Here is an 18,893-nt window from a genome sequence, read left to right as displayed (position 1 = left end):
CTGCATTTACTATAAATGATTAAGGAAAATCATACCACTAAGTTGCTTATGAAAAATCATGAACCGTTTCGTAAAACTCATAGTAATCGTGTGTGGGAAATCTTGGGATCATCAGGTCTTCTTCAACAAGAACATCGGTCAACACATTGTAGTCTCCATGAGCTGAAGGCATCTCCGTTTGCGTCCACTTCCAACACGCTCCTGTAAAAGCAATTTGATTTCCATTTAGAAGTTTTATTTCGTGTAGAAGACCACCAATTTTAACATACCCAATTCCATTATTTTCTGATAGTCTTTCGAGTAATTCTTGCTTTAAAATATCCATTTTCATTCCCCCAATATTTGATAGGGTTGCCTACCAACATTACAAATAAGCTATCCAAGTATTGTTAGTTGAATCGTTCATATTTGGTTAAAAAACGAGACAAAATAGAGTAGCCAGGGTATTCTTCCTTTGGTGATTAAGCATGAGGAGTGGGTGCTGTTGTGAGATGGCAAAGGTCACTAATGGATTTACTTAAAAGTCGAAAAGACAAGAAGATTGCACTCGCCATAGATACTTCGACCAATCAAGTGCGATCTATTTTGATTAACAATATCATAAAATTTTTTGGAGAAATGGTTCCAGAAACACAGCTTGTCCAAGCTGATTTTAAAATAAGAAGCATCACCTCCATACAAAACCCTACTATTAAATATTATACGCATGGCAAGTCCTCCTATACGGAAGTGCTGGAGTGGGCAGATCAGGAGAAAATTGATACCTTATTTTATATAACGGATGTGACAGGCTATTTTTACGATGAGTTGGATGTGAAAGCGGAAATATTTTGGCTTATTCCAGATGATTATCTACCGAAAGTTCCATTTGGAAAAGCAATAAAAGTGGCATAACATGGACAAACCGTCTAGAATAAAATAGTTCTAGACGGTTTTTTCTGGAATAGATTTGATTTTATAATCTGGTATTTCATACTTGACGGATTCGTATAATCTGCATTATGCTTTAATACGTTGATAAACAAAAAGGAGGAAATCGTATGAGTTTACTTGGTATTGTAAATATCGTTTTTATGGTCTTATTGCTATTATTATTAGTTTATATGCAAAAAAAGCATGTCTCATTTTCAAAACGAGTATTTGCAGCACTTGGCTTAGGAATTGTTTTTGGTCTTATCCTGCAACTCATTTATGGGGCGGATTCAGAAATCATTTCCGAGTCGATTAGTTGGTTTAACATTGTTGGAAATGGTTATGTGAAATTTTTACAAATGATTGTCATGCCACTTGTTTTCATTTCAATCGTTTCCGCATTTACGAAAATGAAATTGGCAAATAATATCGGAAAAATTAGTTTCCTAATCCTTGCGATTTTAGTAGGTACAACTGCACTTTCAGCACTTGTTGGGATTGGTACAACTGTTGCATTTGATTTGGAAGCTATCCAAATTGAAGCTGGAGATGCTGAAGCAGCAAGAGGAGAGGCACTTGACCAGCGCTATGCTGATATTCAAGATAAGACGTTTCCTGAACAAATTGTTGATTTATTACCAGCTAATCCATTTCTAGATTTTACAGGTGCTCGCCCAACTTCAACCATCGCGGTTGTTATTTTTGCGGCGTTTATCGGAATGGCTTACCTTGGTGTTCGTCGTAAAGATCCAGAAAATGCAAATCTGTTTGCGAAAATGATTGATGCGCTTTACTCCGTTATCATGCGTGTTGTAACGATTATTTTACGCTTAACTCCTTATGGTGTTCTTGCGATTATGACTCGTGTGACAGCTACCAGTGATTATGGGGCGATTTATAAGCTTGGAAAATTTGTAGTTGCCTCTTATGTTGCGTTATTGATTGTGTTTGCAATCCATTTATTGTTGCTAACATTCGCTGGTTTAAATCCTATCACTTATTTGAAAAAGGCATTCCCAGTTTTAGCATTTGCGTTTTCATCACGCTCTAGTGCAGGGACATTGCCACTAAACATCAAAGCACAAACAAATGATTTAGGTGTTTCCGAAGGGATTGCAAACTTTGCTGGTTCGTTCGGGCTATCCATTGGACAAAACGGTTGTGCCGGCGTATATCCAGCGATGCTTGCTGTGATGATTGCTCCGACAGTTGGCATAAATCCATTGGACCCATCCTTTATTTTAACTGTAGTAGTGATTGTTGCAATTAGCTCATTTGGCGTTGCGGGTGTTGGTGGAGGAGCAACATTTGCTGCCATCCTTGTCTTATCAGCTCTCGACTTACCTGTAGCATTAGCAGGTTTATTGATTTCTGTTGAACCTTTAATTGACATGGGGCGTACAGCTCTTAACGTAAGCGGCAGTATGACAGCCGGTGTCATTACAAGTAGAATTACTAACGAACTTGATAAGGAAACATATTCAAATCCAACGCAATCACTAGGTGCATAAGATTTCTTGTAAAAAGACCCTTCATGGGTCTTTTTTTGATAAAATAATATAAAAACCGGGTTTGGAGTGGATGTGTTGGAGATTCGTTTTGACCATGTTGTTCATTATGTGAAAGACCCTCATGACCCAATGGCAGCTTTTCAGTTGCTGGGTTTTCATCCTGTAAAAGGTGGAAACCATGATATCTGGGGGACCTACAATACATTATGTTATTTTAAAAATGTAGCTTATATTGAATGGATTGGAATCAACAACTTAGATGTTACAAGGGAAGGTAGTCATCCTTTTAGTTACCATCTTCACAAAGACTATCAGCTAGGGGAAGGACTATCTCAAATTGCGTTTCGTACATCTTCAATAAAAAAAGTACAAACACAGCTAACCGAAAAAGGAGTTAAAACTCTCGGACCATATCCTGGATCACGAAAACGACCAGACGGCACTTTGCTTAAATGGTCGATGCTGTTTATTGAGAACACCCATCCCATGCCATTTTTTATTGAGTGGGGAGAAGAGGATGGAGTAAGGGAAAATGACCTTGTTACGAAAGGTTTGTATATTCCGGACAGGAAACGCATTTCGTATATTGGTTACTCTGTGAAGGAACCCGAATTAACAGCAAAGCTATGGGCCGATTTATTCAAAGGGGCTGTTTCAAACACGATACTGCCTGGTACGGAACAAGAAGCTGTAAAAGTAAAATTTGACTCAATCGAAGTCTATTTTTGTAATGAAGTTCACCCAAGAGGGGAACGGCCCTACATGATTGGGATCGAACCTAGCAATGGAAAAACAATCACCCTACACGGTGCAACCTATAAATTATGAAAAAGAACCAACCGCACGTTACGGTTGGTTCTTGTCTTGGGCGTGATACACTTTTCATAATATTATTTATTGCCGCGGTAGATTTGAAAATCTTAAACAACGAAAGCCCTACCTCTCTTTCGTCCTTTCGGCTCCGAAGCCGGTCCAGTGTGAATAAGTCTTTCTCAAATGTAAAAGATAAAACGAACTATCTTTATTTATATAAATAATTATGTTATAAGTTTTAAGGGAGCAAATAATTACTATACAGCAAATTGAAATTTTTGTCAAATGGTTACGGGGTGCTTGTCATGTTTAAAGAAGTTTTTAAAAAGCGATTGTGGCTCATCTATTTTTTGGCAAGCCTGTTTTGGATTACGTTTTCCGAATATCTCTTAGATAAATTTCCATCCGTCAATGTGAACTATTTTCAGATTGGGAAAGGGCTCGTCTTTGTCATTTTTACAACGGTTCTCATTCATCTTATCATTAAGAAACACGATGCCTATATTAAGGCTTTGGAAGAGCAAAATGAATTGACGACACTAATCAATGCGATGCCCGATTTCGTCTGTTTTAAAGATGGACAAGGTCGGTGGATTCGTGTCAATCGGTATGCAAAGGATCTCTTCAGCCTCCAAACTGAAATGTTTAAAAATAAAACGGATATAGAAATTGCACAGATGTATCCAGATTTTGAGGAATATCTGATTCAAAATATCCAATTAGATGAAGAAACATGGATAAAGGGGATGGAGACTCGTTATGAGCAAACCATCATGATCCCAAGTGGAGAACATAAAACCTTTGATGTTATTCGTGTGCCTTTATTTGAAGAGGGAAAGAGAGCGGGCCTTGTTACTATAGGAAGGGATGTATCAAACGTGAAGGTTGCTGAAGAGCTTGCCAGGAGAAGGGAGAAACTCTCTGTCGTAGGTGAATTGGCTGCTGGAATTGCGCATGAAATACGAAATCCTCTAACAACGATTAAAGGCTTCGTCCAATTCCAAAAGGAAAAAAATGAGTCAAACTCACAAATATCAGATATCATCCTCTCAGAGCTTGACAGAATTAATCAAATTGTCAGTGAGTTACTTGTGTTTTCCAAACCACAAAGTAAAATTCTAAAGGAATTTAAAGTAAGCGACCTTATTGATTATCTGATCAAGCTCACCTCACACGAAGCAATCCTTCATAATGTGGAAGTAAGAGTTGAAAGCCAGGCTGCCGGAGCGATTCTTTATGGAGATAAAAACGAACTCATTCAAGTATTTGTCAATGTCATTAAAAATTCAATTGATGCAATGCCTACCGGAGGGAAAATAAGAATTCGTACGAAGGTGGATAATGATAAAGTAAAAATTGAAGTCATTGACACTGGCGTCGGAATTCCGGAAGAACGACTTGAAAAAATAGGAGAGCCATTTTTTACATTAAAAGAAAAAGGAATGGGACTTGGTCTCACGATGAGTAATAAGATTATTCAAGACCATCAAGGGACATTCAACATTAAAAGTAAGGTTGGATTTGGGACTAAAGTAACGATTACTTTACCCATTAGACATACGTAAAAGAAGAGCTCATTGAGCTTAAATTATTGATTTCTACTAGTTATTCAGCTAGGATATGAAGGGTATGTAAAGTAAAAAAGTGGGGAATTATGATGTCTGATATTATCATATCTAAAGCTCTTAATAATAATGTAATTATTGCAGATCACTCCGACTATGGGGAGGTCGTTATTATAGGGAAGGGCATCGGCTTTAACCGAAAGAAACATGATGTGTTGGATGATGCGGGTGTGGAAAAGCTGTTTGTCCTAAAGAATGAAAAAGAACAAAAAAACTATATTAAGCTTCTGCCATATTTAGAGGATGATTTACAGAGAGTAATTATTTCGGCTATAGAGTTAATTAAAAGCAGAACGGATTCGTCGTTGAATGAGCATATCCATGTGGCCTTGACCGACCACTTGATGTTTACTGTCGCTCGGGTTTCACAGGGGATGGAAATCCGTAATCCTTTTTTAATAGAAACGCAAGCATTGTATCCTAGGGAATACGGAATAGCCAAAGAAGTTATGGACTTATTTAGGAAAGAAAGTAATATACACTTACCCGAGGGAGAAGCAGGGTTTATTGCCCTCCACATACACAGTGCAATTACCAATAAAGAATTATCGGAAGTAAATATGCATTCTCAACTTGTGACAAAGTTGGTGCAGACGGTTGAAGAACAGTTGAAAATAGTAATTGATAAAAACAGCATTGATTATATGAGACTTGTACGGCATTTAAGGTTTGCAATTGAACGGGTAAAAGCTGGTGAGAAGGTAGAAGAACCTGAAATAATCACTACTCTCTTGAAAGAAGAATATCCCATATGCTATAATCTCTCATGGAAACTCATTAAGATTATGCAGCAAACATTGAAGAAGCCAGTTTTTGACGCTGAAGCTGTCTATATTACGATGCATCTGCAAAGACTTCAGAAGAAAATTAAATAGCACACATTGTTTTTGACGTGTCACTGATTCGATCAGGCATGAGTAAAGAGAATGATTAAATGAAGTTTAACAGGATATACTTTCCTTTTTTCGGAGATAGTATCCGTTCGGCTTCTTTTGATTATTCTTTCTTACTCATGTCTTTTTTTATTTTTTTGGAAATTCTTAATGAGAATGAAAAAATATCGGGGGTTTTTAAATGTTTAAACAGGTTTTTGGGGTCCTGCAAAAGATCGGTAAAGCGCTGATGCTACCTGTAGCGCTATTACCAGCAGCAGGTCTATTACTGGGGATAGGAAATGCTATGCAACAAGAAACAATGCTGCAATATCTTCCGTTCCTGGAAGTTGATTGGATTCAACTCGCCGCATCAGTGATGGAGGATGCAGGTGGAATTGTCTTTAGTAATCTAGCCCTTATCTTTGCGGTTGGGGTAGCGATTGGCTTAGCTGGTGATGGTGCAGCAGCACTTGCTGCTTTAGTTGGTTATTTAGTTCTAAATCAGGTAATGAGTTCATGGCGGGGAGTAACTCCTGAAATGCTTTCTGATAACCCCGCATTTGCGTCCGTTTTAGGAATTCCAACATTGCAAACAGGTGTATTTGGAGGAATTATTGTGGGTCTTATTGCTGCTTTTGCCTACAATCGTTTTCATGATATTGAGATGCCTTCATTTCTTGGTTTCTTTGCAGGTAAACGATTTGTTCCGATTGCAACAGCCGCATTTTCTTTTATAGCTGGTCTTTTATTATTAATCATTTGGCCACCAGTGCAAGAAGCAATGAATAGTGCTTCTCTATGGCTAATAGAAGAAGGTTCGTATTTTGCTGTGTTTTTCTTCGGATTAATAAAAAGATTGCTGATCCCGTTTGGATTACATCATATTTTCCATGCGCCGTTTTGGTACGAATTTGGTTCTTATACAACATCAGCTGGTCAAGTTGTTAGGGGAGATATGACAATCTTCTTTGCCCAATTGAAAGATGGGGTAGATATTACGGCTGGTAACTTTATGGCTGGTGAATTTCCAATTATGATGTTTGGTTTACCGGCTGCTGCACTTGCGATGTATCATGCTGCACGTCCAGAAAATAAAAAACTTGTAGCCGGTTTATTAGGTTCAGGTGCCCTAACATCGTTTTTAACAGGTATCACAGAGCCACTTGAATTTTCATTTATGTTTGTGTCTCCAATTCTATTCTTAATTCACGCAGTCTTGGATGGATTATCTTTTGTTTTAATGACAGCTTTGAGTGTTAATATAGGCTATACCTTCTCAGGTGGAGGAATTGACTTTTTCTTATTTGGTATATTGCCTGGTAGAGAGCCTTGGTGGATTGCGATATTAGTAGGTCTTGTTTTTGCAGTTATCTACTATGTTATCTTCCGTTTTGCAATTAGTAAATTTAATCTCATGACACCTGGACGTGAAGTAGCAAAAGGTGAAGAGGATAAGGAAGGGAAGGCTGGAGATCTCGCTTTTAACATCCTACATGCAATGGGCGGACAAGAAAATATTGCCCATCTAGATGCGTGTATTACTCGACTTCGTGTTTCTGTAAATGATATTAAGAATGTTGATAAGGATGAGTTGAAAAAACTAGGAGCGGCTGGTGTGCTTGAAGTTGGAAATAATATTCAGGCAATCTTTGGTCCACGCTCTGAAATCATTAAAAGTCAAATGCAAGATGTTATGAGCGGGAAAAAGCCCCGTGAAGTAGAAACGGGCCGGACTGAAGAAATGGAAACAGATATATTGGGTAATGAACATCAGGGTGAAGATCAATTTGTTTCACCAATTAAAGGTGAATTAAAACCAATTACTGAAGTTCCTGATGCCGTATTTTCTGGTAAAATGATGGGTGATGGCTTTGCAATTATTCCATCAGAAGGTGTAATTGCTTCACCTGTTAATGGAAAAATTATCAACGTGTTTCCAACAAAACATGCGATTGGTATTCTATCTGATTCAGGTCGTGAAATTCTTATTCATGTTGGGATTGATACGGTTAGTCTAAAAGGACAAGGCTTTGAACTATTTGTGAGTGAAAATGATAAGGTCGAAAAAGGCCAACAGCTTTTAAAAGTTGATTTAGATTATATTAAGGAAAATGCAACCTCAATTATTACTCCAATCGTATTTACAAACCTTGCAGAAGGAGAAAAGATTGTTCATAAAAAGCAAGGAAATATTAATCTCTCTGAAGAAAATATCATCGAGATTACAAAAGGATAACTAAAATAAAACAGACAGACCATAGGGAATTTTGTGGGTCTGTCTGTTTTTATTTATCGTTTGTTAGAAGGAGAGTTCATGACTCTCTTTTTTTAATAAATTCCAAGCACTGCAGAATAATTATGTTGGAATATATCTATATTTTTGATAAATTTAAATTATCATAGAATTACATATTTTAGTGAATACGGGGGGCGCTTATGTCTGTAAAAGAGAATGTGTTAAAAATCAAAGAGAATATTGGGAAAGTTATCATCGGAAAGGATGATGTGATTGAGTTAGTCCTAAATTCTCTCATTAATAAAGGTCATATTTTACTAGAGAGTGTTCCTGGAACAGGCAAGACAATGCTTGCGAAAAGTTTTGCAAAATCGATTAGTGGAAATTTTAAGCGCATTCAATTTACTCCAGATGTGCTTCCAAGTGATATTACCGGGATTCAATTTTTTAACCCGAAGGAGCAAGAATTTCAGCTTCGTCCAGGTCCGGTTATGACCAATATCCTCTTAGCTGATGAGATTAACCGTGCGACTCCAAGGACGCAATCAAGTTTGCTAGAGGTCATGGAGGAACGACAGGTAACGATTGATGGGGAAACATTAAAACTACCTTCACCATTTGTCGTAATCGCAACACAAAACCCAATCGAGTCACAACAGGGAACTTTTCCACTTCCAGAGGCCCAAATGGACCGATTCTTTGTACAAATTGATCTTGGCTATCCAAGCTTTGAAGAGGAAAGGCAAATCATGAGGACGTATCGACAAAGCAACCCGATCGAGGAAATTTTTGAGGTTCTTACAAAAGAAGAGATTCAAGCCATGCAAGCTGAAGTCGGGCAAGTAAGACTTTCTGATGAAGTTGAGGATTATTTATTACGAATCGTTCATGCCACTAGAAAGCATGCAGATGTCGAAGTTGGAGTAAGCCCAAGGGGGACACTAGCGTTGATGAAAGCTGCCCAAGGTAAGGCGTATTTAGAAGGACGTATGTTTGTGACTCCAGAGGATATTAAGTTTATGGCTCCATATGTGATAGCACACCGACTTGTACTTACGATGGAGGGATCATTGAAGAAGACGAATCGCCAAATCGTTCAGGAGTTGCTTTCAACAGTTTCCGTTCCGGTAGAAGCTGGAGCTGTTAAGTAATGAACTGGCAACGGCAAATATCAATTGGAAATGAAATGTCCTACATGATGTTTCTTTCTTCCACATTTATAGTAGTGGGGATCCTTTCCCAGGTTTTTTTACTTGTGTTTGTTGGGGTACTATTCCTTTTATTTGTCTTTCTAAACAAATATTACTTAAAGCATGTTGGAAATAAAATAACGGTTTCTGTTGATAAAGAAACTGTCAAACTCTTTAAAGGTGAAGAGAGTGATTTTTCTCTTACATTAAGACAAGAGGGACGATTACCAATCTTTAATGGTCACATTCGGATGACGATCGATCATGTTGTCGGTTTTAAGAATGAAAGAAAAGTACTAGAAACGGAACAGATTGAACTAACTCTACCCCTTACTCTTTTCGGACGTCAGGCCTTTACGACAAAACTTCCATTTGAAGGGAAGCAAAGGGGAGTTGCGAAAATTCGTACACTTGAGATAAGAATTCCACATTTATTTGGCTTTGGTGAGGCGTATCTTCACTTTTTGAAGCCGGTTAGCTTTGAAACGATTATTTATTCTTCACCTGAAACAGTAGGGGGAATTGAAAAAATCGTTCCGAAAAATCAAGGGGAGTACCCAATCCGAAATTCGTTTTTTGAAGACATGACAGCGATTGTTGGGACGAGGAGTTATGTACCTACTGATCCATTTAATAGAGTTCACTGGAAGGCGAGCGCACGTACAAATCAATTACAAACAAAACTATTTGATAAAACGGCTCAGTTTTCATGGACGATTATTATCAATGTTCGTGAACGAAAACTGGAGCAATATTTAAGCGGGTTAACGTTTTTGCTCGAAACAGCAACCGTAAAAAATATTCCTTTTGAGATTTTTGTCAATGTGAGAAGAGCCGGTAAAACACCATATATCCATCTGCCTCTTGGAGTAGGGAAGGAGCATTTAGCAAAATCACTCGAATTGATTGCGAGGCTCAGTAAGCATAGTGTGACAATTCCGTTTCATTACATGATTCATGCCATTACAAGACAACAGCAACTATCACCTTATATGATTGTGTTAGGAGAAATGGAAGAAAATGAGCAGTTGATTTTACGAAGCCTTGCAAGAAAGGGTGTCGATTGTTTTAAGGTAATCGAAAATGAGGATGCGATTTATTTACAGAAAGCTTCCTCTTCAGTGAAGAGGGGGGATTCATTTGCGATTTAGTCAATCTTTACTTAAGTCCTACCAATACGTAATGGAAGTGATCCTTCTCTATATTTTATTCATGTTGTTATATATTCACACAGAGCAGCTGCCACCAATTCTACCATTTCTATTTATTACAGGTGTTGGAGCATTGGTGATTGCGTTCTTGTTATCGCTGATGAAATCAAACACTCCGTATGTATTTATTATGGTGGTTGTTCCATTGCTTGCTCTTGTTGGCAGTGAAATCGGAATGTCTTTTGGTCAGAGTCTAGTTCTTGCGGCTATCGTTTGTTACCGAATGATTGTTCATTTTCATAAAAATCCGAAGCTGACTGAAGGATTTATCTTAAATGGTAGCTTGCTTTTTGGTGGACTCACGTATTTTGCGGCAAAAGTTCAAGGGTATATCCATAGTGATCTTGTGTTGTATTTACTTGTGACGCAATTGATGTTCTTCATGATAGGTAAAATCTTAAACAGTGTAAGTACGAGTTCACTTGTCATGAAAGATATGGCCTCGAAAAAAGGCTCATGGTCTGTTTTCGGTTTATTTAGTGGTCTTTTTGTAGGTGCAATTGGTGTTGCGGTCATTTTTCCATTTCTTTTTGTGAAGGGTTTGTCCTTTGTTTCAACGATTATTGGGACTGGCATGTATTGGGTCTCAAAGCCGCTTTTTGATGCAGTTGAAGATATTGATTCATTTAGAGGGTCTCGTGGTGAAAGTGTTGGTTCCTTAAACTGGGACGAAACGGAAAAGAAAAATCCGTTATTAGAAATGCTAGGAAGTTTTGATATCTGGTTTTATTTATCGATTTTAGGGATGCTCATTTTAGCGGTGATCCTCTTCTTATTAGCTAGAAAGAGATTTGTAAAAGAGGCAGCTGTGGTGGGAGATGGCTATCAATATGCAACAATCACTGAAGGGATTTCGGTACCTGTTTCAAAGTGGAGAAGGCCGAGAAGACAAACGCCACAGGCCAAGGTTAGAAGGCTTATTCTTGAATTGGAGGTCCTTTCAGCTCAGAACAATCTAGGACGCTATCATTATGAAAGTGTGACAGAATGGCTAATGCGAAACCAAATCCTTGATTCTCGTCTTGTTGAACTCTACGAAAGAGTAAGATATGGAGACGATGAACTGAATGATGATGAAAACGCGGCTTGCGAGGAAATGGCGAAAAAAATAAAAGCAAAAATAAAAAACGTAAAAAAGCAAAAGTGAAAAAGAACCTGACGTTCCATTCAGGTTCTTTTTTTCGATCAAACCAATTGTTTACTATTTTGTTTTAAAATCATCTCAACTGCTTCAGCAACTGATTCAACCTCGTAATTCGCTTCTTTTTTTACATCATCATGTGCTGTAGACATCACAAAGCTATAAGGCGTTATACGAAACATGGGGATATCATTAAAAGAATCTCCGATACAGGCCATTTCCTCGGGTTTTAAAGAAATCTCATTTAGTAGCTTTTTAATCGCATTTCCTTTACTGATTTCCTTAGGCATGATATCTAGAACATGTTTTTCAGAAATGAATAAATCAATCATATCCTTAAATTCATTTGAAAGCTTTTCATACATGTCAAAAATTTCATTTTCTAAGCCGATCAATGTAATCTTTGATGGTTTGACATCGCTAAATTTCGAACCGATTTCTGGGTCAATGATGATGGGGTGGAACATTCTTTTTTGAATATCATCCACATACTCATTGCTTTCGTGTGTGAAATTTGTATCAAAGCTACAAACAATCGTAACGAATTTAGGGTCTAATACTCTTTTATAAATATTTTCAGCTATTTCTGTTGTAAAAGTACGAGAAAAAATAGAATTCTCATCAATCGTCGATGCAAAAGCACCATTTTGACTAATTCGATGAAATTTCTGCCCAATCGATTTTAATACTTCTTTTATTTCAGTATCCATTCTACCTGTCGCAATACTGATTTGAAGTCCTTCTTGTAATGCCTGTTTTAAGGCTTCGGCGTCCTCAGATTTAACTGTATTATTTTCCTGTAATAGTGTTCCGTCTAAGTCACTCACAATTAGTTTGATCAATGAAAACACCTCCAACTATAGTATGTAAATAAAATACAATATTTGCTTATTATACATGATAAACGTTAAGGACTGGTATCCCTAAGATTTTGATTTTGTAAAAAATCATACTTGTAAAATCATATATTTAGTAAATGAAAAAGATTCTCAATTTTTATTGTTGTCGGATTATGGGGCAAATTGTTGAAAAAAATTTGTTGTCTATGCTATACTTCTTTTGTAAGTGGTTAGATTGTAAAGCAAAGTGCTAATTATTCGATTTTTCAAATTTACATTTTACATACATTTCGCATTTACGTGTTACTGATTCGATCAGGCATGAGTAAAGAAATAGAAAATGCTATAAGGGAAGGGTTATATCTTCTCCTAGTGTTTTATTGTCTTTCTCGTGCCTTTTCATTTTTTTGACGTGGCACATACATGCGACTCTTTCTTTACATATCTATCGAAAACGAACAAATACTACAAGTAATCATTTTGATTCTTAAATAATTGAAAAGGGGAAATAATCCATGGCAGAAAAAACATTTAAAGTTACAAGTGAATCAGGAATTCATGCGCGCCCAGCGACAGTATTAGTACAGGCAGCTAGTAAATATAATTCGGATATTCAATTAGAGTATAACGGAAAGTCTGTTAACCTTAAATCTATTATGGGAGTTATGTCTCTTGGGATTGGCCAAGGTGCTGAAGTGAAAATCGTTGCTCAAGGTTCTGACGAGGCAGAAGCGATCGCTACTTTAACAGAAATCATGGCGAATGAAGGACTTGGTGAATAATGTCTAGTATGATTAAAGGTATTGCTGCTTCTGCTGGAATTGCTATTGCAAAAAGCTTTAGGTTAGAGCATCCTGATTTAACAGTTGAAAAACAAACAATCAGTGATAAAGATGCTGAAATAAAACGATTTGAGGACGCAATCAATCAATCAAAAGATGAATTAGAAGTGATTAAAAATCGTGCAAATGAAGAACTTGGGGAAGACAAAGCAGCCATCTTTTCCGCTCACCTACTCGTATTAAGTGACCCAGAGCTCCTTAATCCGATTACAGATAAAATCAGTTCTGATAGTGTAAATGCTGAATTTGCATTGCAAGAAGTTGCAAACATGTTCATTACAATGTTTGAAGGCATGGATAATGAATATATGGCAGAACGTGCTGCTGATATTCGTGATGTCACAAAACGTGTACTTGCGCATTTGCTAGGAGTTACAATCTCGAATCCAAGTATGATCTCAGAAGAAGTAATCATTATCGCGGAAGACTTAACTCCATCAGATACTGCTCAATTAAATCGTAAATATGTAAAAGGATTCACAACTGATATTGGAGGTCGTACCTCTCATTCTGCTATCATGGCAAGATCGATGGAAATTCCGGCTGTTGTTGGAACAAAGGCTGTTACCTCAACTATTCAAAATGGGGTTATGGTGATTGTCGATGGGCTTGATGGTGATGTTATCGTTGATCCATCTGAAGAGGTTTTAGCCCAGTACCGTCAAAAGAAAGAACAATATGAAGCTCAAAAGGCTGAATGGGCTAAATTAAAAAATGAAAAAACCGTTACAAGTGATGGCGAGCATGTTGAACTTGCGGCTAATATCGGAACTCCAGAAGATGTGAAAGGTGTTCTTGAAAACGGTGGAGAAGCAATCGGACTTTATCGTACAGAATTTTTATACATGGGTCGTGACCAGCTTCCTACTGAAGAAGAGCAGTTCGATGCATATAAAACTGTGCTTGAAAAAATGGAAGGCAAGCCTGTTGTCGTTCGTACACTAGACATTGGTGGAGACAAAGAACTTCCATATTTGAATTTACCAAAAGAACTTAATCCATTTCTTGGCTTTAGAGCGATTCGTCTTTGCTTAGAGGAACAAGATATTTTCCGTACACAGCTACGTGCATTACTTCGTGCAAGTACATTTGGTAACCTAAAGATTATGTTCCCAATGATCGCTACACTTGATGAGTTTAGACAAGCAAAAGCCATTTTAATGGAAGAAAAAGAAAAGCTTGTGGCAAGTGGAACAGCTGTTTCTGATTCCATTGAAATTGGTATCATGGTTGAAATTCCGTCTACTGCTGTATTAGCTGATCAGTTTGCAAAAGAAGTTGACTTCTTTAGTATTGGAACAAATGATTTAATTCAATACACAATGGCTGCAGATCGAATGAATGAGCGTGTGTCATACCTTTATCAGCCATATTCACCTTCAATCCTACGCCTTGTTTCAATGGTTATTGAAGCAGCACATAAAGAAGGCAAGTGGGCAGGAATGTGTGGAGAAATGGCCGGTGACACAATTGCGATTCCAATCCTTCTAGGTCTTGGATTAGATGAATTTAGTATGAGTGCGACATCCATATTACCAGCACGTACTCAAATTAAAAAGCTTTCAAAAGTTGAAATTGCAAGCAATAAAGAAAAGATTTTATCCATGAGCACAACTGCAGAAGTGGTTGAGTTTATTAAAGCAAACTATATGAACTAAAGAAAAAACGAGTCTTATGGAGAGACCTAATTAAATGAGACAAAGGAAAAAACACCCCTCAAGTCGTATTTATAAATATGACATGTAGGAGGTGTTTTTCTTATGGGGAGAACTAAGAATTTTTACTCATATGAGACAAAAATGAAAGCAATTGAAATGAAAATGTCAGGACAATATTCGAATCGTGAAATTATGGAGGAATTGGGTATTGTAAATGACTCTCAGATAAGGATATGGATGATGTGGTACAGAAAAGGGGAAATGTATCGCTTTTCACAACCAATCGGCAAACAGTATAGCTTTGGGAAAGGCCCAGAGGAATTAACCGAAATGGAGCAGCTAAGAAGAGAAAACCAGCATTTGCAGATTCACCTCGAAATTTTAAAAAAGTACAAGGAAATCGAAAGGAGTTGGTACCAGAGGTTGTTTTAGAACTTGTGGAGGAATTAAAAAGTAAATATACCATTTCTACCATTTGTGATTATATAGGCGTTCCACGTGCCACCTATTACCGCTGGAAAAAACAAGGAGCCCGTAAAATCAGAGAATTAGATCTTCAAATCATAGAAATTTGTAATAATCATAAGTTTCGAGTTGGATATCGAACTGTTAAAGCTTGGCTTAAAAAAGATTATAATGTAAAAGTTAACCGAAATACTGTACAAAGAATAATGCAGAAATATAATCTCCAATGTAGAGTAAAACCAAAGAGAAAAGTAAAGTTTGCAGGTGAAAGCAACATAGTTGTTCCTAATCGTTTGGAGCGTGATTTTAAAGCATCTAAGCCGAATGAAAAATGGGTGACAGATATAACATATCTTCCATTTGGACAATCAATGATGTACCTTTCGAGCATCATGGACCTTTACAACAATGAGATAATTGCTTACCGAATTAGTTTGAACCAAGATGTAACCCTTGTACTAGACACTTTAAGAGACGCTGTTAAGAATCAGAACGTAGAAGGAGTAATACTACATAGTGATCAAGGGGCACAGTATACGTCCTATGCATTCCAGAATTTAGCCAAAGAAAAAGGCATTATCACAAGCATGTCTCGGAAAGGCAACTGCTTGGATAACGCCGTCATTGAATCCTTCCATTCCACATTAAAGTCGGAAGAATTCTACTCTCAGCCACGAGAGTACCTTACAAATCCTATTGTAGTGGAAAAAGTAGAGAATTTCATCTATTATTACAATCAAATCCGACTTCAGGCAAAATTAAACTACCTGTCCCCAATTGAATATAGGAAACAGGTAGCTTAGGTGTTTTTTCTGTTGTCTCAAATCACTAGGTCAGTTCATTAGGCTCGTTTTTTCTCGTGAAATGGGTTTTTCCACTCCATTAATAATCCATAATTACAGGATTCTTCGTCTTCGAGGTAGTTTTGAATTAACTGGAGCGGCGTACGTCCACAACGGAGGAGAAAGGTTATCACAGGGTCTATTAATTCACCTGTCATTACTTTTTCAATGTATTTCTCCGCACTCCATTCCAAGGCGTGTTTGGAGTACCCGGAAATTCGGCCACCGCCTAATAATCGTTCTAACTTTAAATGCACAACAACCTCATACATCGATTGCATGAGCCATTTACCTAGCCCATATTTTCGGTATGCTGGACTCACACAAATATCTACAATATATAATGTATTTCCCTTGTGGCTATGATTTCGTATATAGCCATTATCCGTGATCTCTTCCCATGTATGCTTCGGATGGCTAGGATCAAACTGAACAATTAGTCCTGTCATGGACCCGCAAATTTTCCCATCCATTTCAACGCAAAGAGCACCTTCAGGAAATAACGTTACATGATTATGTAATTGTTCTTGATTCCACCATAATTCAGAAGGAAATGGTGGGGGAAAGCTTTCCCGTTGAACTTGAATTAAGGCATCAAAATCTGTTTCACGATAATTTCGAATCACGCACTTTTTCGGATTGTTTTTATCAAACACATACACTTCTTTTTGAAACATGCTATTCACCTCAAAACACATTTTACGTTACAAATCGTGTAATGAGAAGGAAAATTATTTGTATTTTTTGTTCGTTTCAAAAAACTCATCTACTACTTCTTCAATTAAGCTAGGCTCGGGCTGTTCTCCTGTAAAAGAGAAAGTCAATTCCTTGATAAATTCACCATTACGATATACATGAACCGCACCTTTTTGACTAATCACACTAAATTCTGTTTCAAACCGATAGCCTTCACGATCAATTGCACCCATTATCATCGCTCCTCTAAACTTTCATCATGTTCTTATTGTTTCTTATTGTTGAATAAAAAGTACATATTTTTGAAAAAATAACCCAATTTAATGATAAGGAGGTATTATCTATGCCAGACAATGATCGAGATTATCATGCACGTGACCCACATTTTGATGGGAAATATGAGGGAATTATCAATGATGATATGGCAGGAAATAAAATAGGAATTAGATCTGATGTGAACCCCGAAAACATGGCCCAACCGAAAAATCCTTATCATATAAAGCCAAAAGTTGATAAGGAAATGAAAAAGTTTCAGGATCTACTTGAAGAAAAATGACATGAAGAAGGCCAGCAACCATCAATAGTTGCTGGCTTTCTTATTGGTAATGGTGTTCTTAGCACCAAGCAGCTCCAACGATGATTAGAAGGATAAATAGTACAACAATCAACGCAAAGCCTCCGCGGAAGCCGTAGCCTCCATAACCGTAGCCACATCCACCGTAACCATATCCTGGGTATCCGTATCCAAATCCCATAACACATCTCCCTTTCTATTTTATAATTAACCTTTAATTTACTTAAAGAATTACCATCCTACATAAGCAGATCCTACTATAACCAATAAAATGAACAATACGACAAGCAAAGCAAAACCTGTTCCATATCCTACTCCACCACTCATTTAGAACACCTCCATGTATCTGTTTGTTATATCCTATGGAAAATGCACAGAGTATGTAAGGTACAAATCCCCAATTTTCCTAGATTTTTTTTTCAGTCTTGGTATATTTTAAAATATGATATGATGAAAATAAAAAAATGAGGGAGTTTAACTAATGGTACATAAAAATGTCTTACATCAAAACACGGTAATTGGATTTATTGGAACAGGTGTCATGGGGAAAAGCATGGCTGGCCATATCCTCTCAAAAGGATATAAGGTTCTCGTCTATACACGTACGAAGGAAAAAGCACTTGAACTTGTTGAACAAGGCGCCGTTTGGAAGCAGTCAGTAGCAGAAGTCGCTCAAGAAGCAAATATCGTCATTACAATGGTAGGATATCCATATGATGTGGAGGAGGTCTACCTAGGTGAAAACGGGCTTTTGGCACATGCAAACGAGGGAACTTATTTTATTGATATGACAACCTCGACTCCTTCTTTAGCAATTAAAATATATGAGGCTGCAAAACAAAAAAGCATGTATTCCTTAGACGCCCCTGTCTCAGGTGGAGATGTCGGTGCAAAAAAAGCAAGACTGGCCATAATGGTAGGTGGCGATCACGATGTATTTGAAGCATGCAAGCCACTTCTTGAAATAATGGGACAAAACATCGTGTACCAAGGACAAGCTGGTTCTGGCCAACATACAAAAATGTGTAATCAAATTGCGATTGCATCAAATATGATTGGTGTTGCGGAAGCGATGGTCTATGCGAAAAAATCTGGACTTGATCCTGAAACAGTATTAAAAAGCATTTCAACAGGTGCCGCTGGAAGTTGGTCCCTAAGCAACCTTGCTCCTCGCATGATTGCTGGCAATTTTGAACCTGGTTTCTTTATTAAGCATTTTATTAAAGACATGGGAATCGCTCTTGAAGAGGCAGAAGCAATGGGAATGAAAACACCAGGTCTAGAGCTTGCCAAACAAATGTACGACGAATTAGCCGAAAAAGGGGAAGAAAACAGCGGTACACAAGCCATCTTCAAGCTCTGGGAATAAAGGTTCGTGGGAGCTGTTATCAAAATTGCAGCTAAAATACATTTGGCATTACATAAAATGTCCAACCACATGCCTATTTTAGTATAGAAAACCT

General features: G+C 37.5%; 19 protein-coding genes and 1 pseudogene. 14 read left to right on the top strand and 6 right to left on the bottom strand.

Annotated features, from left to right (window positions below; translation table 11 throughout):
• Nucleotides 1-46: 46 nt before the first annotated feature.
• Nucleotides 47-325: a hypothetical protein gene (locus tag ABC371_RS19610; protein ID WP_412898325.1), complete on the bottom strand. Its 279-nt coding sequence runs from the start codon at nt 323-325 to the stop codon at nt 47-49.
• A 161-nt stretch (nt 326-486) separates the two neighbouring features.
• On the opposite strand from ABC371_RS19610, the gene ABC371_RS19605 reads away from it, so the two are divergent.
• The 9 genes from ABC371_RS19605 (at nt 487) to ABC371_RS19565 (ending at nt 11,520) form a co-directional block, all read left to right on the top strand.
• Nucleotides 487-894, top strand: a complete 408-nt coding sequence (locus tag ABC371_RS19605; protein WP_412898324.1) for a VWA-like domain-containing protein — start codon at nt 487-489, stop codon at nt 892-894.
• Between the two features lie 146 nt (nt 895-1,040).
• Nucleotides 1,041-2,423, top strand: a complete 1,383-nt coding sequence (locus tag ABC371_RS19600) for an L-cystine transporter (RefSeq protein WP_412898323.1) — start codon at nt 1,041-1,043, stop codon at nt 2,421-2,423.
• 75 nt (nt 2,424-2,498) lie between these two features.
• Nucleotides 2,499-3,251 (top strand): VOC family protein, encoded by a 753-nt coding sequence (locus ABC371_RS19595; RefSeq protein WP_412898322.1) that lies wholly within the window; start codon nt 2,499-2,501, stop codon nt 3,249-3,251.
• Between the two features lie 290 nt (nt 3,252-3,541).
• The gene (locus tag ABC371_RS19590; RefSeq protein WP_412898321.1) at nt 3,542-4,801 is read left to right on the top strand and encodes an ATP-binding protein; all 1,260 of its coding nucleotides are present in this window, start codon (nt 3,542-3,544) and stop codon (nt 4,799-4,801) included.
• 92 nt (nt 4,802-4,893) lie between these two features.
• The gene (gene glcT, locus ABC371_RS19585; protein ID WP_412899399.1) at nt 4,894-5,736 is read left to right on the top strand and encodes a glucose PTS transporter transcription antiterminator GlcT; all 843 of its coding nucleotides are present in this window, start codon (nt 4,894-4,896) and stop codon (nt 5,734-5,736) included.
• Between the two features lie 199 nt (nt 5,737-5,935).
• Nucleotides 5,936-7,972 carry a glucose-specific PTS transporter subunit IIBC gene (gene ptsG, locus ABC371_RS19580; RefSeq protein WP_412898320.1) on the top strand — a complete coding sequence of 679 codons (2,037 nt, stop codon included), beginning with the start codon at nt 5,936-5,938 and terminating at the stop codon, nt 7,970-7,972.
• 200 nt (nt 7,973-8,172) lie between these two features.
• Nucleotides 8,173-9,123, top strand: a complete 951-nt coding sequence (locus ABC371_RS19575; protein ID WP_412898319.1) for an AAA family ATPase — start codon at nt 8,173-8,175, stop codon at nt 9,121-9,123.
• Complete coding sequence (locus ABC371_RS19570) at nt 9,123-10,313, top strand: DUF58 domain-containing protein (RefSeq protein WP_412898318.1); 1,191 nt, start codon at nt 9,123-9,125, stop codon at nt 10,311-10,313. Before ABC371_RS19575 ends, ABC371_RS19570 begins: the two co-directional genes overlap by 1 nt.
• Nucleotides 10,303-11,520 carry a hypothetical protein gene (locus ABC371_RS19565; RefSeq protein WP_412898317.1) on the top strand — a complete coding sequence of 406 codons (1,218 nt, stop codon included), beginning with the start codon at nt 10,303-10,305 and terminating at the stop codon, nt 11,518-11,520. Before ABC371_RS19570 ends, ABC371_RS19565 begins: the two co-directional genes overlap by 11 nt.
• 38 nt (nt 11,521-11,558) lie before the next feature.
• Here the strand turns inward: ABC371_RS19565 and ABC371_RS19560 are convergent, their stop codons facing one another.
• Entirely contained in the window at nt 11,559-12,356 is a 798-nt protein-coding gene (locus tag ABC371_RS19560; protein WP_412898316.1) for an HAD family hydrolase, read from the bottom strand.
• A gap of 512 nt (nt 12,357-12,868) precedes the next feature.
• Between ABC371_RS19560 and ABC371_RS19555 the strand changes: the two genes are divergently transcribed.
• The 3 genes from ABC371_RS19555 (at nt 12,869) to ABC371_RS19545 (ending at nt 16,121) form a co-directional block, all read left to right on the top strand.
• The gene (locus ABC371_RS19555; RefSeq protein ID WP_412898315.1) at nt 12,869-13,135 is read left to right on the top strand and encodes a phosphocarrier protein HPr; all 267 of its coding nucleotides are present in this window, start codon (nt 12,869-12,871) and stop codon (nt 13,133-13,135) included.
• Nucleotides 13,136-13,143: 8 nt separating this feature from the next.
• Complete coding sequence (ptsP, locus tag ABC371_RS19550) at nt 13,144-14,853, top strand: phosphoenolpyruvate--protein phosphotransferase (protein WP_412899398.1); 1,710 nt, start codon at nt 13,144-13,146, stop codon at nt 14,851-14,853.
• Between the two features lie 102 nt (nt 14,854-14,955).
• Nucleotides 14,956-16,121 (top strand): IS3 family transposase gene (locus ABC371_RS19545; protein ID WP_412898314.1). Its coding sequence is split into 2 segments (ribosomal slippage): nt 14,956-15,238 and nt 15,238-16,121, totalling 1,167 coding nucleotides; the frame shifts between segments, so codons are not numbered across the junction.
• 38 nt (nt 16,122-16,159) lie between these two features.
• On the opposite strand, the gene ABC371_RS19540 is transcribed toward ABC371_RS19545, so the two are convergent.
• Entirely contained in the window at nt 16,160-16,837 is a 678-nt protein-coding gene (locus ABC371_RS19540; RefSeq protein WP_412898313.1) for a GNAT family N-acetyltransferase, read from the bottom strand.
• A 54-nt stretch (nt 16,838-16,891) separates the two neighbouring features.
• On the bottom strand, nt 16,892-17,089 hold the full coding sequence (locus ABC371_RS19535; protein WP_412898312.1) for a DUF5370 family protein: 198 nt from the start codon (nt 17,087-17,089) through the stop codon (nt 16,892-16,894).
• Nucleotides 17,090-17,199: 110 nt separating this feature from the next.
• Between ABC371_RS19535 and ABC371_RS19530 the strand changes: the two genes are divergently transcribed.
• Nucleotides 17,200-17,412, top strand: a complete 213-nt coding sequence (locus tag ABC371_RS19530; protein ID WP_412898311.1) for a hypothetical protein — start codon at nt 17,200-17,202, stop codon at nt 17,410-17,412.
• A gap of 58 nt (nt 17,413-17,470) precedes the next feature.
• Here the strand turns inward: ABC371_RS19530 and ABC371_RS19525 are convergent.
• Both ABC371_RS19525 and ABC371_RS19520 read right to left on the bottom strand, forming a co-directional pair.
• Nucleotides 17,471-17,554: pseudogene (locus ABC371_RS19525) on the bottom strand (YjcZ family sporulation protein); the annotation flags it as partial.
• A 107-nt stretch (nt 17,555-17,661) separates the two neighbouring features.
• Nucleotides 17,662-17,757, bottom strand: a complete 96-nt coding sequence (locus tag ABC371_RS19520) for a YjcZ family sporulation protein (protein ID WP_116350760.1) — start codon at nt 17,755-17,757, stop codon at nt 17,662-17,664.
• A gap of 154 nt (nt 17,758-17,911) precedes the next feature.
• Here ABC371_RS19520 and ABC371_RS19515 point away from each other — a divergent pair, with 154 nt between their 5' ends.
• On the top strand, nt 17,912-18,799 hold the full coding sequence (locus ABC371_RS19515) for an NAD(P)-dependent oxidoreductase (protein WP_412898310.1): 888 nt from the start codon (nt 17,912-17,914) through the stop codon (nt 18,797-18,799).
• The last annotated feature ends 94 nt before the right edge of the window (nt 18,800-18,893 follow it).

The sequence above is a fragment of the Bacillus jepli genome (assembly GCF_047238305.1).
Classification (GTDB): Bacteria; Bacillota; Bacilli; order Bacillales; family Bacillaceae_L; genus Ferdinandcohnia.
Note: the sequence above shows the minus strand (reverse complement) of the source record. Positions and strands in the feature narration are given on the sequence as shown.

What these genes read in the sequence shown, in the direction of transcription:
- ABC371_RS19515 (WP_412898310.1), top strand. Translation starts at nt 17,912, where the DNA reads ATGGTACATAAAAATGTCTTACATCAAAACACGGTAATTGGATTTATT.
- ABC371_RS19610 (WP_412898325.1), bottom strand. Translation starts at nt 325, where the DNA reads ATGGATATTTTAAAGCAAGAATTACTCGAAAGACTATCAGAAAATAAT.
- ABC371_RS19520 (WP_116350760.1), bottom strand. Translation starts at nt 17,757, where the DNA reads ATGAGTGGTGGAGTAGGATATGGAACAGGTTTTGCTTTGCTTGTCGTA.
- ABC371_RS19555 (WP_412898315.1), top strand. Translation starts at nt 12,869, where the DNA reads ATGGCAGAAAAAACATTTAAAGTTACAAGTGAATCAGGAATTCATGCG.
- ABC371_RS19590 (WP_412898321.1), top strand. Translation starts at nt 3,542, where the DNA reads ATGTTTAAAGAAGTTTTTAAAAAGCGATTGTGGCTCATCTATTTTTTG.
- ABC371_RS19575 (WP_412898319.1), top strand. Translation starts at nt 8,173, where the DNA reads ATGTCTGTAAAAGAGAATGTGTTAAAAATCAAAGAGAATATTGGGAAA.
- ABC371_RS19540 (WP_412898313.1), bottom strand. Translation starts at nt 16,837, where the DNA reads ATGTTTCAAAAAGAAGTGTATGTGTTTGATAAAAACAATCCGAAAAAG.
- glcT (WP_412899399.1), top strand. Translation starts at nt 4,894, where the DNA reads ATGTCTGATATTATCATATCTAAAGCTCTTAATAATAATGTAATTATT.
- ABC371_RS19570 (WP_412898318.1), top strand. Translation starts at nt 9,123, where the DNA reads ATGAACTGGCAACGGCAAATATCAATTGGAAATGAAATGTCCTACATG.
- ABC371_RS19600 (WP_412898323.1), top strand. Translation starts at nt 1,041, where the DNA reads ATGAGTTTACTTGGTATTGTAAATATCGTTTTTATGGTCTTATTGCTA.
- ABC371_RS19530 (WP_412898311.1), top strand. Translation starts at nt 17,200, where the DNA reads ATGCCAGACAATGATCGAGATTATCATGCACGTGACCCACATTTTGAT.
- ptsG (WP_412898320.1), top strand. Translation starts at nt 5,936, where the DNA reads ATGTTTAAACAGGTTTTTGGGGTCCTGCAAAAGATCGGTAAAGCGCTG.
- ABC371_RS19535 (WP_412898312.1), bottom strand. Translation starts at nt 17,089, where the DNA reads ATGGGTGCAATTGATCGTGAAGGCTATCGGTTTGAAACAGAATTTAGT.
- ptsP (WP_412899398.1), top strand. Translation starts at nt 13,144, where the DNA reads ATGATTAAAGGTATTGCTGCTTCTGCTGGAATTGCTATTGCAAAAAGC.